The organism is Paenibacillus sp. sgz302164, from assembly GCF_056120505.1.
The window spans coordinates 39,041-61,794 of record NZ_JBVYOL010000011.1 but is presented as its reverse complement, the minus strand read 5'-3'; the positions used below and the strand labels follow the sequence as shown (position 1 = coordinate 61,794).

25 protein-coding genes are annotated in these 22,754 nt (G+C 48.3%); 11 read left to right on the top strand and 14 right to left on the bottom strand.

Features of this window, described 5'->3' with window-relative positions:
- The first annotated feature begins 50 nt into the window (after window positions 1-50).
- The 3 genes from AC0LWT_RS19195 (at window position 51) to AC0LWT_RS19185 (ending at window position 2,060) form a co-directional block, all read left to right on the top strand.
- Window positions 51-545 carry a response regulator gene (locus AC0LWT_RS19195; protein WP_474682872.1) on the top strand — a complete coding sequence of 165 codons (495 nt, stop codon included), beginning with the start codon at window positions 51-53 and terminating at the stop codon, window positions 543-545.
- 82 nt (window positions 546-627) lie between these two features.
- A complete protein-coding gene (locus tag AC0LWT_RS19190) occupies window positions 628-1,176 on the top strand; it encodes a DUF420 domain-containing protein (protein ID WP_474682871.1) in 549 nt (182 codons plus the stop codon).
- Between the two features lie 734 nt (window positions 1,177-1,910).
- Window positions 1,911-2,060 carry a hypothetical protein gene (locus tag AC0LWT_RS19185; protein ID WP_474682870.1) on the top strand — a complete coding sequence of 50 codons (150 nt, stop codon included), beginning with the start codon at window positions 1,911-1,913 and terminating at the stop codon, window positions 2,058-2,060.
- A gap of 645 nt (window positions 2,061-2,705) precedes the next feature.
- Here the strand turns inward: AC0LWT_RS19185 and AC0LWT_RS19180 are convergent.
- Window positions 2,706-3,494, bottom strand: coding sequence for a CPBP family intramembrane glutamic endopeptidase (locus AC0LWT_RS19180; RefSeq protein ID WP_474682869.1), 789 nt, complete (start codon window positions 3,492-3,494; stop codon window positions 2,706-2,708).
- Between the two features lie 244 nt (window positions 3,495-3,738).
- Here AC0LWT_RS19180 and AC0LWT_RS19175 point away from each other — a divergent pair, with 244 nt between their 5' ends.
- On the top strand, window positions 3,739-4,002 hold the full coding sequence (locus tag AC0LWT_RS19175) for a hypothetical protein (RefSeq protein WP_474682868.1): 264 nt from the start codon (window positions 3,739-3,741) through the stop codon (window positions 4,000-4,002).
- A gap of 72 nt (window positions 4,003-4,074) precedes the next feature.
- A complete protein-coding gene (locus tag AC0LWT_RS19170) occupies window positions 4,075-4,344 on the top strand; it encodes a hypothetical protein (RefSeq protein WP_474682867.1) in 270 nt (89 codons plus the stop codon).
- 205 nt (window positions 4,345-4,549) lie between these two features.
- Here AC0LWT_RS19170 and AC0LWT_RS19165 read toward each other — a convergent pair whose 3' ends face one another.
- The 6 genes from AC0LWT_RS19165 to cysC all read right to left on the bottom strand — a co-directional run bounded on the left by AC0LWT_RS19165 (window position 4,550) and on the right by cysC (window position 10,042).
- Window positions 4,550-4,840, bottom strand: a complete 291-nt coding sequence (locus AC0LWT_RS19165; protein WP_474682866.1) for a hypothetical protein — start codon at window positions 4,838-4,840, stop codon at window positions 4,550-4,552.
- On the bottom strand, window positions 4,833-5,444 hold the full coding sequence (locus tag AC0LWT_RS19160) for a 4-hydroxybenzoate synthetase (RefSeq protein WP_474682865.1): 612 nt from the start codon (window positions 5,442-5,444) through the stop codon (window positions 4,833-4,835). The genes AC0LWT_RS19165 and AC0LWT_RS19160 overlap by 8 nt, the downstream gene beginning before the upstream one ends.
- 24 nt (window positions 5,445-5,468) lie before the next feature.
- Window positions 5,469-6,491 carry a bifunctional 3-deoxy-7-phosphoheptulonate synthase/chorismate mutase gene (locus AC0LWT_RS19155; RefSeq protein ID WP_474682864.1) on the bottom strand — a complete coding sequence of 341 codons (1,023 nt, stop codon included), beginning with the start codon at window positions 6,489-6,491 and terminating at the stop codon, window positions 5,469-5,471.
- Between the two features lie 57 nt (window positions 6,492-6,548).
- Window positions 6,549-7,805: a phenylacetate--CoA ligase family protein gene (locus AC0LWT_RS19150; protein ID WP_474682863.1), complete on the bottom strand. Its 1,257-nt coding sequence runs from the start codon at window positions 7,803-7,805 to the stop codon at window positions 6,549-6,551.
- Window positions 7,806-7,890: 85 nt separating this feature from the next.
- Window positions 7,891-9,234, bottom strand: coding sequence for a phenylacetate--CoA ligase family protein (locus AC0LWT_RS19145; RefSeq protein ID WP_474682862.1), 1,344 nt, complete (start codon window positions 9,232-9,234; stop codon window positions 7,891-7,893).
- Between the two features lie 193 nt (window positions 9,235-9,427).
- On the bottom strand, window positions 9,428-10,042 hold the full coding sequence (gene cysC / locus AC0LWT_RS19140; RefSeq protein WP_474682861.1) for an adenylyl-sulfate kinase: 615 nt from the start codon (window positions 10,040-10,042) through the stop codon (window positions 9,428-9,430).
- A 185-nt stretch (window positions 10,043-10,227) separates the two neighbouring features.
- On the opposite strand from cysC, the gene AC0LWT_RS19135 reads away from it, so the two are divergent.
- Genes AC0LWT_RS19135 through AC0LWT_RS19120 form a run of 4 tightly spaced genes read left to right on the top strand, consistent with a single transcriptional unit; the run spans window position 10,228 to window position 12,784 of the window.
- A complete protein-coding gene (locus tag AC0LWT_RS19135) occupies window positions 10,228-11,139 on the top strand; it encodes a DUF4915 domain-containing protein (RefSeq protein WP_474682860.1) in 912 nt (303 codons plus the stop codon).
- Between the two features lie 5 nt (window positions 11,140-11,144).
- Window positions 11,145-11,669, top strand: a complete 525-nt coding sequence (locus AC0LWT_RS19130; protein ID WP_474682859.1) for a hypothetical protein — start codon at window positions 11,145-11,147, stop codon at window positions 11,667-11,669.
- A gap of 38 nt (window positions 11,670-11,707) precedes the next feature.
- Window positions 11,708-12,523: a tetratricopeptide repeat protein gene (locus tag AC0LWT_RS19125; protein ID WP_474682858.1), complete on the top strand. Its 816-nt coding sequence runs from the start codon at window positions 11,708-11,710 to the stop codon at window positions 12,521-12,523.
- A gap of 30 nt (window positions 12,524-12,553) precedes the next feature.
- The gene (locus AC0LWT_RS19120) at window positions 12,554-12,784 is read left to right on the top strand and encodes a hypothetical protein (protein ID WP_474682857.1); all 231 of its coding nucleotides are present in this window, start codon (window positions 12,554-12,556) and stop codon (window positions 12,782-12,784) included.
- Window positions 12,785-12,866: 82 nt separating this feature from the next.
- Here AC0LWT_RS19120 and AC0LWT_RS19115 read toward each other — a convergent pair whose 3' ends face one another.
- From AC0LWT_RS19115 to AC0LWT_RS19100, 4 genes are all read right to left on the bottom strand, one after another.
- A complete protein-coding gene (locus tag AC0LWT_RS19115) occupies window positions 12,867-14,645 on the bottom strand; it encodes an AMP-binding protein (RefSeq protein ID WP_474682856.1) in 1,779 nt (592 codons plus the stop codon).
- A 21-nt stretch (window positions 14,646-14,666) separates the two neighbouring features.
- Window positions 14,667-15,167, bottom strand: coding sequence for a PIG-L family deacetylase (locus AC0LWT_RS19110; RefSeq protein WP_474682855.1), 501 nt, complete (start codon window positions 15,165-15,167; stop codon window positions 14,667-14,669).
- Entirely contained in the window at window positions 15,164-15,340 is a 177-nt protein-coding gene (locus AC0LWT_RS19105; protein WP_474682854.1) for a hypothetical protein, read from the bottom strand. Before AC0LWT_RS19105 ends, AC0LWT_RS19110 begins: the two co-directional genes overlap by 4 nt.
- Before the next feature lie 277 nt (window positions 15,341-15,617).
- Entirely contained in the window at window positions 15,618-16,415 is a 798-nt protein-coding gene (locus AC0LWT_RS19100; protein WP_474682853.1) for an alpha/beta hydrolase, read from the bottom strand.
- 268 nt (window positions 16,416-16,683) lie between these two features.
- On the opposite strand from AC0LWT_RS19100, the gene AC0LWT_RS19095 reads away from it, so the two are divergent.
- Window positions 16,684-17,313, top strand: a complete 630-nt coding sequence (locus AC0LWT_RS19095; protein ID WP_474682852.1) for a hypothetical protein — start codon at window positions 16,684-16,686, stop codon at window positions 17,311-17,313.
- Window positions 17,314-17,406: 93 nt separating this feature from the next.
- Here the strand turns inward: AC0LWT_RS19095 and AC0LWT_RS19090 are convergent, their stop codons facing one another.
- Window positions 17,407-17,907 (bottom strand): DUF421 domain-containing protein, encoded by a 501-nt coding sequence (locus AC0LWT_RS19090; protein WP_474682851.1) that lies wholly within the window; start codon window positions 17,905-17,907, stop codon window positions 17,407-17,409.
- An 828-nt stretch (window positions 17,908-18,735) separates the two neighbouring features.
- Between AC0LWT_RS19090 and AC0LWT_RS19085 the strand changes: the two genes are divergently transcribed.
- The gene (locus AC0LWT_RS19085) at window positions 18,736-20,121 is read left to right on the top strand and encodes a TcaA NTF2-like domain-containing protein (protein WP_474682850.1); all 1,386 of its coding nucleotides are present in this window, start codon (window positions 18,736-18,738) and stop codon (window positions 20,119-20,121) included.
- Between the two features lie 167 nt (window positions 20,122-20,288).
- Here the strand turns inward: AC0LWT_RS19085 and AC0LWT_RS19080 are convergent, their stop codons facing one another.
- Window positions 20,289-21,515: an MFS transporter gene (locus tag AC0LWT_RS19080; protein WP_474682849.1), complete on the bottom strand. Its 1,227-nt coding sequence runs from the start codon at window positions 21,513-21,515 to the stop codon at window positions 20,289-20,291.
- 68 nt (window positions 21,516-21,583) lie between these two features.
- Window positions 21,584-22,732 (bottom strand): serine hydrolase domain-containing protein, encoded by a 1,149-nt coding sequence (locus tag AC0LWT_RS19075; RefSeq protein WP_474682848.1) that lies wholly within the window; start codon window positions 22,730-22,732, stop codon window positions 21,584-21,586.
- Between the last annotated feature and the right edge of the window lie 22 nt (window positions 22,733-22,754).

Below are 22,754 nucleotides of genomic sequence, written 5' to 3'. Positions count from 1 at the left end.
TAATAGCAACAGGAATAGGGTTTAAGGTTCCATAAAGGGGTTGAGGAGCGGTGAGCCAAATCAACAGAGTGTTGCTTGCAGAACCATCGCAAGAGCATAGAGAGCGGATCAAGTACCTGCTGGAGCTGGATCCGCTATTTGAGGTCGTAGCGGAAACTGACTGCGGAAGGGATGCGATATCACTCGCCGATTCATTAAAGCCGGAGGTTGCGCTTGTAGCGGTTGAATTACACGATATGAAGGCTACACAGACCATTCAAGAAATGAAAAAGATGAATCCCCAAATGTTAGTCGTATTGCAAGCGGAAAGCGCTGACGTTGAGTATTTTTTTGAAGCTCTGAAAAGCGGGGCGCAAGGTTACTTGCTCAAGTCGCTGCATCCAGCTTCCTTTCACGAGTATCTGAGATCGCTCGTGATCGAGGATGCGACTCTGCCGAGAGTGCTTGGATATCAAATTTTAAAGCAATTTGTTACCGAGAATATCCCACATTGCGTACAGCCCCTTCTTAGTAATGGAGACGGCAGTATTAAGAAATCTGTGTAGAGGATTCAACATCGAAGAAATCGCCGATCGGTTAGTAATACCGGAAAATAGGTACTGCCTGCAGAAGGAGCGTTTGGATCAAATGAACTCAAATGATCAACCAGCCAATAATAAAAATTATACGATTCCTATAATTGTAACGTCCTTGATTGTAAATTTTGTTATACTTCTTTTGTTTTTTTCACCGATAGGATACAAAGGAAGTATCAAATTTGATTTAGTCATCTTCCCGAGAATAAATGGAGTTTTAAATAGCTTTACGTTTATATTTTTGATATCGAGCTTAATTGCAATTTTGAGAAAAAACATTGAGGTGCACAAAGGTTTCATTCTTGCTTCCTTTACCTCGACATTATTATTTCTGGTTTCTTATTTAACATTTCACTACATGTCATCAGAAACAGCGACATTTGGCGGTCAAGGTATTGTCAGACCCATTTATTTTTTTATTTTAATTTCACACAGCATCCTTGCCGCAATAATCGTACCGCTAGCCCTATTCACACTTGTTTGGGGATGGACGAATCAAATTCAAAAGCATCGGCGCATTGCTCGATGGACAATGCCTATTTGGCTATATGTCAGTTTTACTGGAGTAGTAGTGTTTTTAATGATGGAACCATATTACTGAACAAACTCGCTCATTGATTCTTACAATGCTCAACATTAAAATAATACGTGTTAACCTGATTGGCTCCAACACCTTTCTTGTCGTTACGTGCTCTACGAATCGCCATATAGCCCGCTTTACATACGTACATGCCCGCATCTTTGTTGAACCTAAATTTCGAAAGCGCGTAACAGTGGTGAATCAATAGAAAAGATGAGTGGAATTACCTGCAATAAAATGGATAAATTCCCATCTTAAAAAGCGCTAATTCTAAAATAAGGGTGGTCTTCCCCCTTCCCCACGGCCAGTAGTTTGATGAGCAGATCGATTTCGTTCGCGGTAAAGTCGCCGGTAGCGATCCGGTCGATCGAGAACCCGCGTTTGGCTTATTTGATGTAATTTTCCATGCAACAACCAATCTGCTCGAGGATAAAGGTCGGCGTCTTATATGGCTGGTAGTAGACCGGCGACTGGGGCGCCTATCTTCCGTGCGGAGTCAGCCATTGTGAGCTACGATCGCGCCTTCCTGGAACTGACCAACGAGGGAAATGAGCAACTAAAGCCCGCTTGGTAATTTTTGGTTGTATGCAGATTGGCTTCATGATAAAATGAGTTCATAGAATTTACGCCCTTGTTCGCATTTGTGCGAGTAAAAGACCCTATGGGTTGGATTTTATGTGCAAGTTTTTTTGCGCATGGAGTCTGCCTGTGGGGTCTTTTTTCGCATTCTCTGAGAAAAATTCGGAGGAGGGAGAATGAGCATGACCCAGCTCACCGAAAATCAAAAAAATGTTCAAAGAGTCAGCGATGGAACCATACAAGAATTACGAGGGCTGAACTTGAAGGAGTTTGCTGAGGCTATGGGCGATGAACTTATCCGTTCAGGTCTATGGTATATGACCTAACGAGATTCGAGGGCTCTCCGTCAAGGAAATTGATGCTCGCGGGTATCGTAGCATCTCGGACAAGGGCCCGCTCCCGAGGGCCGTCTCGTTCCGAACTTCCGCAGGCGCACACTGCCGCGTTGTCTCCGGAAATGACGATTCCTCCGCTCCGCTTTCTCGACGGATTGCCCCTTCCTCAGCCGAAAAGACGGTGCAGCCGTATGTTGCTTAGGGGGACTTGGCAGCGCAAAAGCCTGCGAAAACCCCCATGACGCCGTGGACATCACCCCACACAAGTGCGCCTGAAACGGCCCGTTTGGAGGGATTGCTGCAATTGTGCAGGAACTTCCAATCATATCGGGGCGGAACTGCCGGCCACACGAAGAAAACCTGCAAAAATACATGAATTTGCGTCCTTGATCGCTGGTCGCGAACAATTCCTGCAATTGTGCAGGTTTTTTAGCAGGGACATGGGCCCAGGGTCACTTTCAGCGAAAATTCCTGCACTTTTGCAGGCTTTTTGCCAAAATGGGCCAATTTCAGCGGAAAAACCTGCACTTTCGCAGGCTTTTTCCCTACCACGATGCGCCTAAACACGCGGATGGCGGCCCCAGCCCGCCGGCACGGGACAAAGCGCAGGCCGCCTTCGACTGCGTGCGCTTGCGCCTATAAGAAACCGCTGAAAACCATAAGGGCATTAATCATCATATGCCATATCACTGTGGGAACGATGCTTTTCGACTTGATCGTAATTCCTCCGAAAAATAACCCGCCAAAAGCAAATGCGAGGCAAGCGCCCCAGGGAAATCCAAGCGAATAATGCTGCAGTCCAAATCCTGCGCTGGTTATCAGAATCGCCCATTTGTCGCCTAATTGCTCCGAAAACCGGCTTAGCAGAGTGCCTCTCCAAATGATCTCCTCAAGCACAGCGTTTGTAATTGAAAAAATAATGGCGAACAACCACTCTTCATGGATGTAAACCCATCCGTTACGGATCATAAACGGCAAAAAAGCCGAAAAATTGATTGTTAACGCGATAAGCAGAAAATATTTTACTTTAGTTCGGCGGAAATCCGACCATGCAAACGGGATGCCGATCAGCTCGTTCCACTGCGGTTTCTTCCAAACATGCATGAAAGGAGTTTTATCAATAAGAGATAAAGCAATCAACGGAATCACAATTAAAATCAACGACAACCGGTTGGCAATAATATGCCATTCCCTGGGATTCAAATCAATCAGCCATCGCGAGTTCACATTTAAATACAGAAAAAATCCGATTCCAAAACATATCGTTGTCAAAACAAAATTTCTCATAGGTTTGTAAATGGAAAGCCCCCCGGCGCATACTGCCCAAAAAATCGTCAGCAGGTAATGGTTCGTTTCCAGTAAGGCCACAAGTGACGCGAACAAGAACAGGGACGCCATATTCCGGAGCAATGTGTAATTCATCATGTATCACCTGCTTCACTTGGTTACGTTTCGGTTAGTGCCATGCGGCAGAGGGGCCGGGTTCTTTCCTCCATATACTTATGTGCCGATTCGTGCCTGCGGAATGGACAGCAGCGGAATTGCTCCGAACAATGTGCATGTACCCATAATATCGGGGCAACCCATACATATACTGAATTATTGCGAAAGGCAGCGATTGACGGCAAACCTCTAACAACCGGAACTTTCCAGAAGGAGGAGAATCGAAGTGAGCACGAAAAAAATGGGAATCGCGGACAGGGCGATATTCATTCTTGGAATCACGTTAGCCGGTGTGATTACATTTGTTCTTATAGCGGGCGTAATTATCGCAGTGCTGAAATTTTATATGGACAGCAAAAAGCATTCCGCTCGGATTCATTCCGTTCCGATGCCGGACGATGAGCCGGATGCGGCGTTGACTGAAGCCCCTTTGAACGATGCCCCGTCTGAGCAAAAGCTGGCCGCAGCTGCCGGCGATCAGGCTCCCTAGAGGCGCAATAGGACGTAATGCAAGCGCGCAAACTGTCACGCAGTGACCGGCTGTCGAGAGGAGGTGAAGCAATTGTCATCGGAACATCAGGATTTCTCAAGGATTGCCGGCAGAATCAGGCGGGAATTTCTAAATTTCGCCAACAGCTACGCCAAGGCTGTAAAAGGCGGTGCGAGTGTGGCCGGGAAACAAATAATAGAAGCCGAAGAACAAGCGGGTCAAGCAACCGATATTCCTGCAGGCAAGCTGGTATCGGCTGTTAAAAGCGGCATCCAGCATGCCGGTGAACATATGATAAACTCGGGAGTGGAGTTCGTTAAACAAATGAAAAAGAAAAAATAAATGTATGGCTGACTCTCAGGGTAATATGGATCCCCTAACGGTCGATAACGCAAAAAGTCATTTATTAAAATGAGCTTGCGTTGTTGACCGAAGGGGATTTTGGATAAAAACCGAACGGCCGCTCCCTGGTTGAATGCAAGGAAGCAGCCGCTGCATGAAGGTCTTTTACTTTACCGTTGACTGTTTGATAGGAGTGCGACCAGGGTTATTGTGCAGCTACATCATTATTTTTCTCCTTTTTGGCTTTGTTTCCCTCCTTCTTTGCCTTTTTTTCTTCCTTTCTTGCTTTCTTTTCTTCCTCTTTTTCTTCCTTCCCTTTCTCCTTTTTCGCCTTTTTTTCTTCCTTCTTGGCTTGTTTTTCTTTCTTCTTAGCTTGTTTTTCTTCCTTTTGCGCTTGTTTCTCCAGGCGCTGCTGCTCTTGTTCTTTTTCTTTTTCCTCTTTCCTTACTTGCTTTTCCGCTTGCTTCCGCTCTTTTTTCGTTGTTTCGTCACTCATGATTTATCCCTCCGATTTTATTATTGAAAACTTGTTTCAAACGATGTCTGACGATGTCAGGATTAAAATATTCAAGCATCTGAATTCCCGGTGCAAGTCCGAAATAAATCGCGTATTTCTTGTACGGGACTTTATTGCGCAGGTCGGGAAACCGAAGCTGAAGCGAATTTTGGAACAAATCGACCGCTTCTCCCTCGCTTTTAAACCCGGAGTCAACTATCTTTCTGAACGTTTGCAGACCAATAGAGCTGATTGATTTTCCAATCCCCTCCTGCCGGTGCGCTATCTTCTCAAACAAAGTAGGCGGCACATGCTTCGAATCTACAAGAGCAATATTGTGAGATACAATAAAATGGCTCTTATCGCTTATCAGAATAGATTCCCTTATATAATACGGAGCGCCGGAGGACTCGCCCTGAGGATCGGCATGCTCTTCATTCATCTGCTCTTGCCGAATCACAGAGACGAGCATTTTTTCATTCAACAAAGTTTCCAGCATATCCGTCGTCCGTCCGTCCGTTTCCAGTAAAATATCGAATATCAATCCTTGCAAAAAATCCAATGCATACTGCGAGTCCTTGTCGATATAATTAATGTCTGTCATACACTCTCCCCCGTTGATTTCCCATCAATGATACAAGCCCGAATCGCGAAGCCCTTTCCAGAATGTGTTGAACTCGTCAATGTTAATTTGCTGCTTCGCATCTGAGAGCGCGACTTGCGGATTCGGATGCACCTCGACCATAATCCCGTCGGCACCCGCAGCAAGAGAAGCCTTCGCGCAAGAAAGCAGAATATCTTTGCGGCCGCTGGAATGGCTGACATCCACAAGCACCGGAAGATGTGTCTCCTGTTTCAATATCGGAACCGCGGAAATATCGAGCGTATTCCGGGTCCATTTTTCAAAGGTACGTATACCGCGCTCAATCAGCATGACCCGGTCATTACCGTTAAACAGGATATATTCCGCCGCAAAAATAAACTCCTCCAATGTAGCGGAGAGGCCGCGCTTCAGCAGCACGGGCTGTTTGGTTTGGCCGACGGCTTTCAGCAGTTCGAAGTTCTGCATGTTGCGGGCGCCAATCTGAATAATGTCGATATAGCGGGCCGCCGTATCGATTTGTGAAGGACTCATAATTTCGCTGATCGTCACCATTCCGGTTTCATCAGCCACTTCCTTCATGATTTTCAAGCCTTCTTCGCCCAGCCCTTGAAAGTCGTACGGAGATGTTCTCGGTTTGAACGCACCTCCGCGCAACAACGTAACGCCGGCTTTCTTCAATGCGGCCGCAACCGTCAATAGCTGGTCTTTGGATTCGATGGAGCAGGGACCGGCGACGACAACGTGCGAGGAGCCTCCGATTTCGGCGCCCTTGACACGGATGATCGTATCCTCGCTCTTATGACGGCGACTAACGAGCAGCTTGCGGCCGGTCTCAGCATCCTTGTTCCCTTTCGGAATTGCCAGGTTATGGCCCGCGAGCTCGTTCAGCAATTGTTGGTCGCCAATCGGTTCCGCGTCCGACATGCCCTGGCTTTTCTTTTCTTGAACGATTTCACTGGACATGCGAGCCCGTTCGCTCAGCAAATGGAGCAATTGTCGGTTAATCCCGTCGTATTGAGATATTAATTGTTGCAATTTTTCGCTCATGACGAACACTCCCTCCTTTTCCTCCAATGACTGTAACCTTTTCCGCCCGCCGGACTCCTAGCCTTGTGCGGATGTACCGCCAACGAGCTTTTGGATGTATACCGGCTTTGTCGACGGAGCGTTATTTACAAGCCCGACACGATCGAGCAGCGTTGAGTCGGCAATAATTTCTGCGGTGACAGGCACCTGCAGCTTGCAAGATAATCGGGAACGGATCTCTTCTTCCGGCCATTGTCCGGAATCATGCGAATCTAGAAGAACATGCAGCCCTTTTTCTTGCTCCAACACCTTCCAAGCATCAGGAGCAGGAGACAGCGAGTACACGGCTTCTTGGATATCCAGGGCGTCCAGAATGGTACCGCCGAAACGGATTCGATCCTTGCTTCTGCCGTAATGCACCAGCTTGCCCGCCGTTCGGCCGCATGCACACAAGGAAGGCTCGACAGAGATAATGTCTTCATTAAAGTATCGCAGCAGAGGAGAACCCTGATGGGAAAGCGTTGTAATCGCCGCAAACCCTCTCTCTCCTTGAGCGGCAGGCCCTGAGCCGTCTTCACGCAGCACTTCCACGAAAAAATCCTGTTCCGCGATATGCATTGTGCCGTGTTCGCACATGACGGCAATATTGCCGGTTTCGGTCGAGCCATACATATTATATACAGGCACGCCCCACAGCTTTTCTATATGTTCCCTGCGCTTGCCGCTCATCAATTCGCCTGCGACGCAAATGGCCCGCAGCGCCGGGAAATCTTGGTTCGAAGCCGAACCGGTCAGACGCGCTGTCTCGGCCAGCAGTTCCATCTCGCGCGGGAGCCCCGCCAACACAGTGACGCGAAGACGCTTCATCAGATTCAGCACTCTGGGGTACGGCGTAACGACGGTACGTCCGCTCGCGGGAACGACGCCCGCTCCGCACTGCCATGCCGCCTGCTGCATTAAGAACGCGGGCAGTGCCAACGCGTACGGAAAACGAATCAGCACGAGATCCTCCGCTGTCAGGTGGACACCGCATTTTTTCAACTGTCTTCCGCCGATTCTCAGATCCTCCCGAGTGAACCAGGAAGCGGAGGGCTCTCCGGTCGTACCGGTTGATTCGTGGTATTGCGCAATCTCTTTCATGTCGACGGCAAGATGACCGAAAGTGCCGGCTTTCCGGAGATCTTCTTTTGTCGTCAACGGCAGTGTATGAATGCGGCTCAATCCAATGTTATTGAGGTTATATCCCGATAATTTTTCCTTGTACAGAGGGGACTTATCAAGGCGCACTAATAAATCCTTGAATTTTCCCTCCAACTCCCTATGGTTGCAGGTCATAACGGCACCTCCTCTCGGCTTGACACGGCGCATCCGGACTGCCGGAGCGAATCCGGAACCGCTTGTTCCCGGCCGTTTGTCCGGTCTAGTTGAATATTCGGGTCGCTTTGCCGAATGTACGAGGGATGTCGTGCCTGATTTCCACTTCGCAATCGATCCCGATCCGATCGGCCATATGCTTTCGGATTTTCGCCGCCAACTGCTCGTCGCTTAATTGGGTCCGAAACGGCTCGGCTTCAATCTTAAACACTCCTTGATTCAGCTTGAAGTGATACCACATGCCCACATCGGGGATTTCCAGCAGGAATTGTTCGAGCAGGAACGGCGAATAGTCATCATCGCCCAGATGCAGCATGCTTTCCATTCTGCCTCTCAGGTACAGGACGTCCATGGTGATGCCGCAAGCGCACTTGGATTTTTGCAAAAAGCCGATATCCCCGGAGCGGTAGCGCACCATCGGCATTCCTTCGCGCAGCAGCGTCGTCACGATGATTTCTCCGGTTTTGCCATAAGGAAGCCGTTCTTCCGTAACCGGATCGATGATCTCCACTTTTACATGTCCTTCCATCACGTGATATCCTTTGTGCTCACTGCATTCAACAGCGACGCCCCCGCATTCGGTCGAGCCGTAGAAGAACGATACTTCGCATCCCCACCATTTTTCCAGCCGTTCGCGGAAGGTGTAGGAGCAGCCTTCGCCGGTAAGCAAAATTTTCTTCAATCGGATGTCTTCGCCTATTTTTATACCGAACCGCTCGCTTTCTTCCGCCAAAAGCGCCGCATAGGAAGGGGTCGTAGCGAGAACCGTAGCTTGGTATTCCTTCATCAATTCCAGCGACTTATCGACGGGAGCCATGTATCCGCCTTTGCCGAGCGACAGTACCGCCGTTCCAAACGCAAATTGAAACAACCGCTGAAATCCAAGACCGGGCAGGGCAAACTCATACGGCAGCGCGATTGCCGCCACATCCACGTCAGACTCTTTATACAGTTCCAAATATTTCGGCAGCAAGTCGTATACATACTGGTCGGCTAACGTGTAGGAGGTATAAATCGGTTTCCCCGAAGTTCCGCTTGTGAGGTGAACCTGACCGATTTCTTTCGGATCAACGCACAGGATCTTCCGCTTATCTCCCCGTATAACGTCTTTCTTCAACAGCGGCACAGAAGTTAATTGCTCCAGATTGTCGATTTTCGGTTCCATGAAGCCCGCTTCCTCCAGCTTCGAGCGGTAATACTCATTCCGGTTCCAGATATGGGCAAGCGTAGCGTTAATGGCTTTCAGTTGATAATCTTCTATCCGCTGCCGAGGCAGCTTTTCAATGGTTTTTCCTTCATCATCCAATTGCTTGTAAAAATTTTTGAATTGCTCCAAATGGGATGAATGCTCGTCAATGGAAACCGACATCTTATGGGATTGCAATTTCATAAAATTCCTCCTGTCCATTTTCACTGGAGACTTCCGGCATCGCCATTCGGCCTTGCCGGCTGGAAATCAGTACCGCATGCACGACTTGTACTTAATGGTAGACTACTAACAAATTTACAACAATCACCAGAAGCCTAATAACCTTACATAATGAGAAAATCGTTACAGATGGCGGTATGCGCCAGTCGATTGATCATTCCGGGCTCTCTTTGTACAGATAGTTATGGCATTTTAAAAAATCCAGAATCTGAGCAACGGATTCGCTTACCGTTTGCCTATCCGATTCTATGACGATCTCCTGCCGGACCGGAGGTTCATATGGTGCGGAAATGCCGGTAAACTGCAGAATTTCACCTGCTCTCGCTTTTTTGTACAGTCCCTTCGGATCGCGCCTTTCGCATTCGTCAAGCGAGCACTTGACATAAATCTCTATAAAATCTCCTTCGCGAAAAATTGACCGCGCCATGTCGCGATCCGCTCGATAAGGCGAAATGAGCGCTGTAACGGCCACAATTCCCGCATCTGCAAAAAGACGTGCCACTTCCGCGATTCGGCGAATATTCTCTTTGCGGTCTTCCGGGCTGAAACCGAGGTCTTTGTTCAAACCGTGACGAATGTTGTCGCCGTCCAGAACATAAGCAGGACAATTCAGACGATAAAGCGCCTTTTCAATTGCATAGGCTAAAGTTGATTTTCCCGACCCGGATAGTCCGGTCAACCACAACACACAGCTTTTGTGCCCATTCAGCCGGCAGCGGTCATCTTTTGCGATATGGGATGGGTGCCACGAAATGTTTCTTTCCGACAAGTTCTCGCCCTCCCCCACACTCCTTTTTCCCGATCACTCTATTTATGAAATGCAAGAAATACAGATTTGACTCAGACAAGTGTATATTCTTTATAAAATAAGCATTTCATCCAATCGCCGTCCGAAGATCCTACATATCGTAACAAATATGAAACTATCGGAATCATGAGGGAGGGACCATACTTGTGCTGCTATACGGATTGGAGAAAGATCAAGATTTTCAATATCTCGATACGAAGCTCCTGGTAAGCTGCCCGGCCAGCGGTCCGGATGAAGGAGGATTATTTTTACTTGATTTTAAACAGAATTGTTTGAAAAAGCTGTACACCGCCAACTGTATAGGAATGGCATGGGTAAATGACCGGCTCGTCGTTACGACCGGCGACAACCGGATCATTGCTTTTGACCGACAGTTTCAAATCATAGCCAAAACGAAACACCGGAAACTCGACTTTCATGGCGTCGCGAAGCTGAATGATAAGGTCGTACTTGTCGTGGAAACGGCGATCAATGCAATCGGCTGCTATGAGGTCGATACATTCATGCGAATAGGAGAAATTCGATTCAATCCGGCAGACAAAGATATTCATCATATCAACGACATTTGGTTGGAAGGAAATACTTTATACGTTTCGATGTTTTCTCCCTATGACAGATGGTACCTGGACCCGGTAAAAAAAACCGGCGGGATCGTCGCTATCGACTTGACCGGCTTTCACCTCCAAGAACGTACCGACGTAGACCCGGCGAATCATGTCGCCGTCAGCGGTCTGTATATGCCGCATACGGTTATGGTGCACAAAGGCCAACTTGCTTATTGCGACTCCATGTCGTTTTGCGCCGTTGCCGGAAACAAGACGAAGATTCAAGTGTCGGGCTTTACGCGCGGGCTTGCAATAACGGACGATACGGTCTTCATCGGACAGAGCAGAATGAGGCATGTTCTGCGAATACCGCATGAGTTCTCCAATTGCTGCCTGGACGGCGGAATCTATGTATACAGTCCCGAATTTAGAATCTCCCGTTTTGTATCGCTGCCTGCGCAACAGGTATACCAGATTCTCGTAATTCATCAGGACTTTCCATTGGGAGGCTAAGAGAAATGTCAAATGACAGCAAACTTAAGAAGGAATTCAAGGAAGCCAAAAAACTCCATAATAAAGGTGTAGACGGAGACAAAAAAGCGGTGAAACATGCAAACGAGGGGCTTACCAAGCTCCGCAAGGCAGATCCCGACAATGCGTTAATTGAAGCCTATTACGGCAGCTCTATGGCTCTATTGGCACGGGATGCCTCTAAACCTTTGGACAAAGCGGACAAAGCGCAAGAAGGACTGGATGCACTGAATCGGGCCGTTGACTTGGATCCGGACCACAAAGAAATTCGGCTGTTACGCGCGAACGTCTGTCTGCGGCTGCCCGAATCTTTTTTTCATTGCTCGGAAACGGCGATCGAGGACTTCTCCTTCCTTCTTGACCGCTACAAAGAAGATTCCGACTATCTTGCCCCAAAGCTCGCTCGGGAAATACTGCAAAATCTGAGTACTGCCTACAAAAATGCCGGAAAACCGGACGAAGCGAATGCGGTCTCGCAGCAGCTCGCCCAAATGAAATTTAGAGAAAAATGACGGATAAAAATCACAACGCGCAGAAAGGAAGGAATCCATTGACAAACCTGGACCCAAAGAACATGGAAGTACCAACCGTTAGTGTGAGTACTGCATTGCCCGGTCAAAGGCCCGTTGATTCCGCCACATTCGCCGATAGGCTCGACCAGATCATCCTGACTTACAAGGAAGGCGTGGATGGCAGTGCAGCCGCCGTTCAGGAAGCCAATCGGCTGCTGGAGCAGCTGCGGCTGGATCATCCGGCCCAGCCTCTTGCCGACGCTTACCACGGCAGCACAATGATTTTAATCGCCCGGGATAAAACGAAGCCGCTGGAGAAGCTGAAATGGTCGAATAAAGGCTTGAAGCTTCTCGACAAAGCGGTAGCCGACGCTCCGCGGGACAGCCTGATCCGGCTGCTTCGCGGCAAGGCCTCGTACAATCTTCCGGAGAAGTTTTTCCACCGGACGAAGACGGCGATTGAAGATTATACTTTCGTTATCGATCAGGAGATAGGCCAAGAGGGCGTGCTTGAGGACGAAGGGGTATCACAACTACTCTATGAGCTCGGCGAAGCGTACTGCAGGATCGGCCGAAACCAGGACGCGGCGAAGTGCTGGAGAAGATTGGAGAATCAAACGCAAGATCCGGAAATGCAGCGGCTTGTTAAGCAAAAGCTGCAGTCTCTGGAAGGCAAACCGGCGGTTGAAAACATCAAAGCCACCGACAACTCCACATCGATAATGATATTCGCCACCCAAGTTGTCGGAACCGCACTCCAAGGCTGGGCGGAAAAGGAGCAGGAAAAAGAAGCTCGCCGGGAACGACACAGGAGGAGAAAGGAGCAGGAAAAGAAGAAAAAAAGTCGGCACTAGGAATCTGTCCGATGAAAGGAGGTGAGATCCATGTCCAGTTCTCGAAAACATCGCCACAGTCAACTTAGGCAGCAGACCAAACATCTATTCAAAACTGCTCTGACAAGCGGTGCTAACAATATCGGCAAAGAACTTCTGGAAGCGGTGAACGATGTAAATCAACCGTCCGATATTGTTTACGAAAAACTCTTCACTGCCCTGAAAACCGGCGCCTTTGCGGCCGGCCTAGAGCTTGTGAAGGAAGGATTTCGATCGCGTTGAAGAGATCAATTCGCCTAACATGGGCATACTGAAAGGCCTTAAGCCTGTTGAAGGCTTAGGGCCTTTTCGCGTCATCCTTATTCTATTCCCCGCTGCTTTCACCTTTTATACGCTGCAGCAATTCCGCCGCTTTTTCATTAAGCGGCTCGCGGGAGAGCGCCTCGTTCAACGCATCCACAGCCATGGCCGGATCATCCGTCTTCATATAACATTCGGCGAGGGATACCCATACTTCAGCCTCGTCCATCCCTTGACCGATGCAGTAACGGAATTCATCGATCGCATCAAGAGCGCTTCCTCCAAGCATATCCGGCGTATTTAACAATCTGGCGCCGTTCATTCTTCTGGCGAGCGGCAGTGCCGGATCGATTTCGAGGGCCGCCGTAATCTCGTTTTCCAATGCCGAGAGCAGCTTGATTTTGTCCGTCATGCTCCAAACGGCTTCGATCAGACGTCCATATGCCGCAGCCAGCCAAGCGTGCGCTTCCGCGCTGCGGGGACCCAGCGCCACCGCCTCTTCGAACAATTTTCGCGATTCCTCGTACATGCACAGCTTAAACTTGGAGTACCCGCGATTAATCAAGTCGCGCAGCAGAATGGCGCTGATTGCTTCGGGACCGGCGGTTTCGGTTTTGCGCTTGCATATATAGACCGGATTGTTTTCCGATGCGTGGCGAGTGAGTTCATCCCGGTTTAGGAGCGCACCGACAGCGATCTCAACGGTTACCGGTACCTTGAGCATTTCGGACAGTGAAGCCTGAATCCCTTCCGCCGACCTTTCGGCATAATGCCGCGAATCAAAAACCATATGAAATCCGTTCTCCCGCTGAATCGCTTTCCAAGCTTCAGGCACGGGGGTCAACGAGTATATGGCGTCCTGGACGTCCTTTTCGTCCAACACGGCCTCTCCGAATTTAGTTCTATTCTCCAGCCGGCCGTAATGGACGAGCTTGCTTCCGGTTCGGCCGCAAGTGCACAAGCTGCGCTCGACGGAAATAACGTCTTCATTGAGATAACGCAATAACGGCGAAGCTTGATGAGACAATGTCGTGACCGCAGCGATCCCTCTCACACCCGGTGCAGCGGGACCTGAGCCATCCTCCCTCAGCACTTCAACCGCAAAATCTTGCTCTGCGACGTGCATCACGCCATGCTCGCACATAGCGGCCATATTCGCAATCTCGGCAGAACCGTATATATGGAATACGGGTACCCCCCATTGCCGCTCTAAATGCTCCTTCCGCCGTTCGCCCAATAATTCTCCGGTTACGCAGATTGCCCGAAGAGACGGGAAATCCCCGCTTGGTTCAAAGCCAAGCAAGCGCGCCGTCTCGGCCAACAATTCCATTTCCCGCGGGATTCCGGCCAGGACAGTAACGCCCAGGTGCTTTATGAGTTCAAGCACCCTGGAATAAGGCGCATTCGTGCTGCGCTCGCCCGCGGGAACGATTGTCGAACCCGCTTGATAGCAGGCTTGATGCATCAGGAATGCGGGGGCCGACAATCCATACGGAAACCGGATCAGCACAACGTCTTCCGCGTTCAAGCCGACGCCGCACTCTCTCATCCGTCTTCCGCCGGTTTCCAGATCCGCCTTCGTAAACCAAGCGGCTGACGGCTCACCGATCGCGCCGAACGATTCGTGATATTGCGCCGCTTCTTTCCGGTCAACGGCAAGACAGCCGAAAGCGCCCGCCTTCCGGAGCTCGGCTTTTACAGTAATCGGCAATTCGCCGATCCGGTCCAATCCGACGTCCATCGTGCTCCATTCCGCCAATTTTTGCTTATACAAAGGCGAGTTCATTAAACGAACCAGTAATTCGCCAAATCTCCGCTCCCGCTCCTGCTTGTCGTTGGACATAAAAAACTCTCCCTTCAGAAATCATCGCACCTGCCTCATGCTCTCAAACCGAATGTATTTTTTCAGCCACCGGATATTTTGACTTTTATAGTATTTTAAAAGCTCTTTTTTCTTTTTTAATATGTTTTCATCCAGCTTTTTTTTGGATCTGTCGAACACATACAAGTTTTTATCGACCAATTTATGAACAAGCCGCGATAGCGCGCTATGCTGAGTATGTCCGTATTCGCCTTTCAAGTTATGGGTAACTACTTTTTTAACGGCTTTCCGTGCCAGCACCCCGGCTAAATCCCTCTTTAAACGTGTTCCTTTAAAATCGCCGTCCCATTGGTCTTTGTACTTCCAAATTTCATACTTTGCATGAACCCGCTTCATGACTTTTTTGAATTCCTTGCGTCTTATTTTGTTATCGCCGTTCGTCACACAAATAACAAGCCAGCCTTTCTCCCGGATCAGCTGCGCGCCGCCAAAGATCGTTTCATCATCGGGATGCGCAACGATCATTAATTTATCGTAGCTCACTTTCCGCTCATCTCCCGCAGCTTTTGCTTATATATTCCGCTAATTTTATTAGCTACTATAGAAATCCCCATATTTCGTGCGATAATGTTTCTCAAGTCCTTGCGCCAAGACACTCTTTGACCTTTGGAGTGCAGACCGTTAAGAATCGCCTTGGTGATATGCTTTTCATCCATAGGCAAGTACCCTTACACCTTGATCCTTCAATATTTCCCTCCCCTTCGCCTGAATGGAGCCAAACAGACTAAATTCCTTCATTATTAATAAAGGATGAATGGAAGTGCCGGAAAGAAACGGCCTATGACCATGCTCTTGCAAAATGTACATTGATCCACGGCCGCTGCTACCGCAGCCTATGTCGAGAGAATGCTTCGATTTCCGCGCAGCCGGCATTCGAAAACAAAACCGCACCCTTGGATTAGGGTACGGTCTTGGGAAAGCTGCCTTGCATAATTATCCGTTTGTTTCATCGCGCTTATTTGTTAATGGCAGCCAGGCCAGCACATCCTGGATCGTTTTATCCCAGAATGCCCAATCATGCTTGCCCGGTTCTTCCGCATATGTAAAATCCAGAGCGGATTGGCCGAACGCTTGTTTCAATTCGACATTATGATCATAAAGAAAATCTTCCGTCCCGCAAGCCTGATAAAACTTAGGCCGTGCGCCTTCCATTTTCTCGCACTGCCCGATTAAATGATACAGGTCATTTTCCGTTCCTTCCTGTGAACCTTCCCCGAAAATGAGCTTGAAGAGCTGCTCCCGGTGCATCGTTTCCCGAAATTTCGCAGTCGAGAAATTAGCGGTGGACAGCCCGGCGACGGCGGCGAATTGATCGGGCTTGCTAAGCGCCCATTTGAACGCCCCGTATCCTCCCATGGATAGGCCGGCTACAAAATTATCTTCTCTCGCTTCGGACAAAGGGAAGAAAGAGCGGGCAATCACAGGCAGCTCCTCCATAAGGAAGGTGCTATACTGCCCTCCATAAGCCATATTGGAGTAGAAGCTTAAATGAACCTGAGGCATCACGACGGCGAGTCCGAGCTCGGAAACGTACCGCTCGATCGAAGTGCGGCGCAGCCAGATGGTATCGTCGTCGGAGGCGCCGTGAAGCAGCCATAGTGTAGGGTGTTTATCCCTGTTCACGACGCCGTTCATGCCGATTTGCCCCCGGGTTTGCTGAGGCAGAATGACAGTCATCGAAGTGCTTAAACCAAGAACTTCCGAGAAAAAATTACATTGCAATAATGCCATTTGCATTTGCCACCTTTCGCTTAAATGTGGTGAACCTTTGTAAGCCCCTATAGCGAGACCTCTTACAAAATACTTCCGGAAAAACGGTTGGAGATTCATGACCAGTATAAATCCAACTATCGATTGATACAAGCCGGCGGCCGAGGACATGCCGATATCTCCAAGGGTCGATGGAGTCTCCTTGCAAACGGCAGTAAAGTTCGCTAATCTGGTAATAAAACGGATGAAGTCCATGTTCTTACACATGGGAAAAAGAGGAGTAACAATCATGAACCGATTCTATTTGGTTGAATACGCGGCCGGCGCCAAAGGATGCCCTTACTACTTAAGTGGGCGCTTCAATATCGAAGAATACGAGTGGGATATTCACGATCCCGGTTCATATGATGGCGAGATCAAGCAGCAATATATTTTTGACGTTACCGACGGTTTGCTGGCCGAGGTATGTTTCGACCTATATGACCCTGGCAACACTCCTCATGTTTCGGAAGCGTTTATCGAGCTGTGCGAAAGCTTCCGGGTGAAATTCCGTAATATCCCGCTCACAATACGGCTCCGGGGTTCGGAATCGGCAAAAAAGAAGTACAGTTTATTCTTGCCGTATCAGCATGAAAGCTTGCTATGTCGAGAACAATCTGAATTTTGTGAAGAAACCGATCTGGAAACAGGCGGCACGATGATCAACCGTTACTTTCCCGAGCATCCCATGTACGCCTGGATCAAGCAATTCTCGGTTAGGCCGACAGAGGCCCATCTGTTCAGGTGCATTGAACTGCATCAGCTCGTCGCAAGCGAACCGTTTCGGGATGAGGCGTTGCGTAGAAATCTTCAGGGCATCCGGTTCACCCCGATCGATGATAAGTTCATTTACGACCCATGGGGAGATCTTGGAGCGTAATTCAATGTGTTGGCGTCGCCCCGACTGCAAATAAATCGGAACTCATCTTCGAGAAAAGACATCGTGATCTCATCACGAAACTTTCCATCCACTTTACTGCCTCGTGATACTTTCAAGATCCTGCCAAGTTACGCTTCGGTATTTCCTTTTCTTGAGTACCGACAGCGTTCCGTTCAGCTCCAGTACCGCGAACTCGACCTGCTCGAGTTCGAAAATTCCCTTCCCTCTCAATCCTTGCCTTAATGCTTCCATCGAGTATTTGTACTTCTTCATCTCCTCCTGCAACAGTACGCCGTCCTTAATAATCACGATCGGCTCTCCGGAAATAGCGGCGTCTGCCTTCTTATTGTGCAGCGATATTCTCATCAGCGCATACCCAATTACACTGATGACGAACAAGCACAAGATGAAATTCAACAAACTGATCTTGATATTGAATGCCATATTACCGCCGATCGTCCCGATCAACATCGTAAGCACGAACAAGTGGTACGAGCTCTGCGCAATCAGGCGCATGCCGATCAACTTCGTGTACAACCATAGCCATAAATAAGCAAGGATCGTTCTTATTATAATCTCTAGGGATTCGTTCAAGTTGTGACCAGGGCCCCTTCGTTCTTCGAGTTGAGAGTCGATGATTCGCAAAAATCCACCTTTTACCACTATTATTGCTAGGGAGATGTTGCTTTATCCATAAGCCGGATGACTTTGTCATAATTGTCGGCTCGCCGTGGCCAAACAATTCGCTGGTCGTGCCCAGGGCGCACGGCCGGTGCTCGTGAACGGATCTGTCGGCGTCGTCGTGGCTCCTCGTGGTCAAATAGGTAATCAAGCACCTGATGATGTTTTAACCGGTCAAGTGATTGACTCTTATCAAGCAGAGTTTAGCTTAATTTTGTCGATAACAATACAATATGTTGCCGTTACTTACGGTACGGTTCTCCGAACTGTCTGAAACGGCAAGTTTTTCTTTAAATAACCACTACTGATTTTTGACTACCGGTACCCATCATTCATCAATTGTTGGCAAATAAGCAAGATCATATGAATAAGCGGGTACCCACTCCGTGTAGAGTCGTTTCCATATGTCCCAAGCTGAAATTGGCTGCGCATCCACTTTCTCATACTTTCTCTCTTTCCCTTATCCCCCTAGGTAGAACAGCGCTGCACCGGTGAAAACTTCAAACTGCTCATTCCGATATAGCCGAATTAATTAAAAAAAGGTGACTATTTACCATGAAATTTCCAAATACGATGATGCTTAAGGCCCTTCTGAGATTCATGTATCACGTCTTCTATCGATAATTAAAGGTAAAATTTGTATTTATGTAGAATTATGTTGAAATAGAGTTCGGACACATCAATGATGCCGCTTACTTATGAACTTGATAACAACTAAATAAGAAATATGGAGTGTGTATAATGTCTGAAACAAGCGTGGAAAACGAAACAAACAAAACGATAATGGAAGCAGGGTCAAAACCGGAGGCAAAAAAATCGAAAATGAAGCTTATCATTATCCTTGGCTCGCTTCTTGTTATTCTGGCAGTGGGCTGCGGAATCGCCTATAACCTCGTGAAAAACTCGAAGCACAAATCGTTGGTCGATGAATACAATAAAAATTTTGAATCGATCGAGACGGCTAGCTCTGCGTTCAAAAAGCAAGTGGAGACGCCTCCTGCCGACAAAAAAACGCTTCAGGAAATTATTGCTTTTTACAAAGACGCTAAATTAACGACCAATTTTGAAGCCCAAGTGAAAGAATTGAACAGCAACCCCAAGTACGCTTTGTTGACAACGGAAAAGAAGGACTACTCCAGTCTTGACGTGGAGAAGGCAATCACAGAGTACAATGATCGGTCGAAGGATATCAACAAACTCCAGAGTGTCATACAGCGGAGTGATAACATGGATTCGGAAATTAAACAATTAGCGAAACCCGATGACGATTTCTATCTCTTTGATAATAAAATCAATGATCTCATCAATAAAAACAATACCCTGAAGGATGAAGTGCTGAGCGTGGTTTTAGCGGCAAAATTAAAGGATGTCCAATCCAAGTTCGTCGATGCCTTAACCTATCGCGGCAAATACCTGACGGAATTACTAGCCGCCAATGAGGCTGAGGACTCTTTAAAATATTTGGTAAAGGCTTACGAGCGCAATATCTCAGAAATGAACAAAAACAAACAACTGGCACAAGTGAATACGTATTCTTATTCATATATCAATGAAGCCTACAAGGCAGCCGACAACGCAGAATCCAACAGAAACTTTTTAATAAAAAGGGAAAAAGCGCAAAAAAGTCATGCAACCGAAGCGGCTAACATGCTGGCTAAATATATAGAACTAATGGGTACCCAATCAGCAGATCTGTCCAAAGGAGCAGCAAATCCCAACCCACTTCCAGATAGCCCGCCTCGATCATCCGGCGATGAGTTAAAAGCAAAAATGATCGTCGAGATTTATTTAGCAAAAAGCATGTGGGCACTCAAAACAAACAATTTCTCCGCCGTCAGTTCGTTTTTAAGCGATTCGAAATATAAAGAACAAAGTGAATACATGAACTACCTGAACAACAAAGGGATTAAAGAAACAATGACTCTCGCAGAGGCTAAATCTGCCGAAAAATTGGACGATTCCAGCTTCAAAGTCACTACATCGGAGAAGTATAACATCACCTATGATGATGGAAGCCGTAAAACAAAGAGCTTTACTTCCAAATATAAAGTTCTGAAAACTTACGATAACGCATTCCTAATCGAGGAATTACTCGAAGCTAAAGAAACGGAAAGTATCGACAACTAAGCAACTAAAGGGAACCATCACTGGATGTGAGCGCTTTTACCTTCTGATTGAGCAAAAAAGGCGGAACCCTCTTTACTTAAGGGTTCTGCCGTTCTCAACAATCAGATTAGTTCTCCAGAGGAACAATAAGGGATGCAATGGTACCCAAAAGAACCTTCTCTAATGCTTTACAATAGAGCCTCCTCCCGCCGTTCTCGTTTGGATGCCCCTTTTTCCTTTATACCTTTGGAGTTAAAGAAAACAATTTTTATGACAATACAAGCAAGAGCCAACACAATAAAAAGCAAGCCGCTCCATATGGTCCCTGTCACGCCTGCAAAATCAATAAACATCCCGCCTGCTGCCGAACCGATGAACACGCCAAGATTGATGAAAGAAATATACAGTCCGGTAGCAAATTCAGGCGCTTCGGGAGCCTCGGATGTTAACCATATCTGCGTTATAATGAGCCCGCTGGTATGAACCGCTCCCCACAAAACCATGATCAAAATAATAGGTACTATAGACGACGTTTCTCCTAAGTAAAGCAAAAAGTAAGAGAGCGCTAATACAATCGGTTGGAACACAGTCGTTCTTGCCATATTGATTCCAATCAGTCTCCCCGCGAGCAAGTTGCCGGCCACCCCTCCAACGCCGAATACGACAAGCATCACACTGACGGTCTCTCCGTTCATACCCATCACTTGCTCCAAATATTCGGCAGAATAACTATAGACTGAAAACATGGCCGCGAATATAAAAGTTGCAGCGCCGATATTGATCCAAAGGGGGATTTTACGCAATATACCGAGCTGCTTCCCATAAGTTACTTTCTCCGCTTTCGGCGTTTTCGGAAGCATAATGGCGATCCCGATACCAGCAGCGATGTTGACAAGGGTACAGAATAGAAAAGCGGCCTCGAATGAGAATTGATGCTGGATATAGGTTGTTACCGGAATTCCAAGTACCATGCCCATACTGGTCCCGACAAATGCTTTGGCGGAAGCTTGCGTCGCTTTTTCCTTAGCATACAGTGAAATAGCCGTGACAAAAGCCAAAGAAAAATAGACGGGATGGAACAAAGCCGGAATCATGCGAAGCGCCAGCAAAACATAAAAATTCGGAGCGTAAGCTGACAATAAACTGCTCCCGGCAAAAATGAACAAACATGTCATCAACACATTTTTGCGGTTAAGTTTGGAAAGCAGCAATACCATAAAGGGACCAAACAACGCGATGACAATCGCAAACGCGCCAACGAGCATCCCGGCCTGAGATGTACTGATGCCGTAGCGTTCAATGATTGCCGGCAGTATCCCGACAACGCCAAATTCAATGGTGTATACGCCAAATAAACCCAGTGCAATGAAAAATATAGGGTTAATGGTCTTTTGAACAGAACTGAATTGAACCAACCTCTCCACTCCCTTGTATAAAAGAGCCTGGTCCGGATCATACCGTACTAGGCTCTTGAACGCATTCTTTATTGCTTGATTCCGTCGTAAACGGCTTTGCAGAGATCGACGGTAAACTGGCCTGACATGCCTTCCAGCGCGGTATTGGTAAATGCCACAACGCTGAGCTTCCGCTCAGGATCAACGAACCACGAATGGCCGTAGGTCCCGCCCATCCGCCAGGTGCCCGGCGATTCCGGCGTGCCTGCGGCGGCAGGATCCTTAAGCAGCGTAAATCCAAGACCGAAGCCTCTGCCAGGCCAATAAGCCATCGGCAGATCGCCGATCTGGTTTGTCGTCATTTCACGAACCAACCGCTCAGGCAGCAGCGGCGTTCCTCCCTTGCGCAATGTCTCCAGCAGCCGTAAAAAGTCTCGGGCGCTTCCGACCATGCCGGCTCCGCCGGAAGGAAAAGCCGATTCGTCGAACGCCCGGCTAGGGGCAAGCCTGAAGCCCGCCGTGCCTTCCACGAATGCCACGCTGTCGGGATCATACATAGGCCGCGGCACAGGAACATCATTCGCATAAGCAGTGGTCAGCCGCTCCGGGTCAACGGCAGTAAACCCGGTGTCATTCATGCCAAGCGGTTTCAGCACCAAGGAATGAACGGCTTCTTGAAGCGGCATTTCAGCAACCTTGGCGATAACGGCACCCAGCACATCGGTCGCGATCGAATATTTCCACTGAGTGCCTGGCGTATAAAGGAGCGGAACGGAGGCAATACGGCGCAGGTTCTCTTCCAATGTGATGCCGGCCTGGTCCATCCCATCCGACACCCCTGCACGGTGATAGGGACCATTCTCTTCCTGAAAGAAACGGTAAGTCAGCCCCGCCGTGTGAGTCATTAAATGCCGAATCGTGAGCTCCGCGATTTCGCCGTTTTGCAAACGCGGCTGAAAGTATGGAAGCCATCGGTCTACGCGGTCGTCTAGCTGGAGCCGGCCTTGCGATACGAGTACCAAGGCAGCCGTTGAAACGATCGGTTTCGATACGGAGGCAAGCCTGAACAAGGCATTTTCTTGCATCGGATTGTTCCTCTCACGGTCGGCAAAACCGGCAGCACCGTTATAAACCGGCACTCCGTCTACCGCCACCTTAACAACAGCGCCAACCAGCCGATTATCGGCAAGAGTACGCTCGATAACTTCATCTATGCTTGTCTCCAAATTCTTACTCAACTTGCATCATCCTTTCTCAATA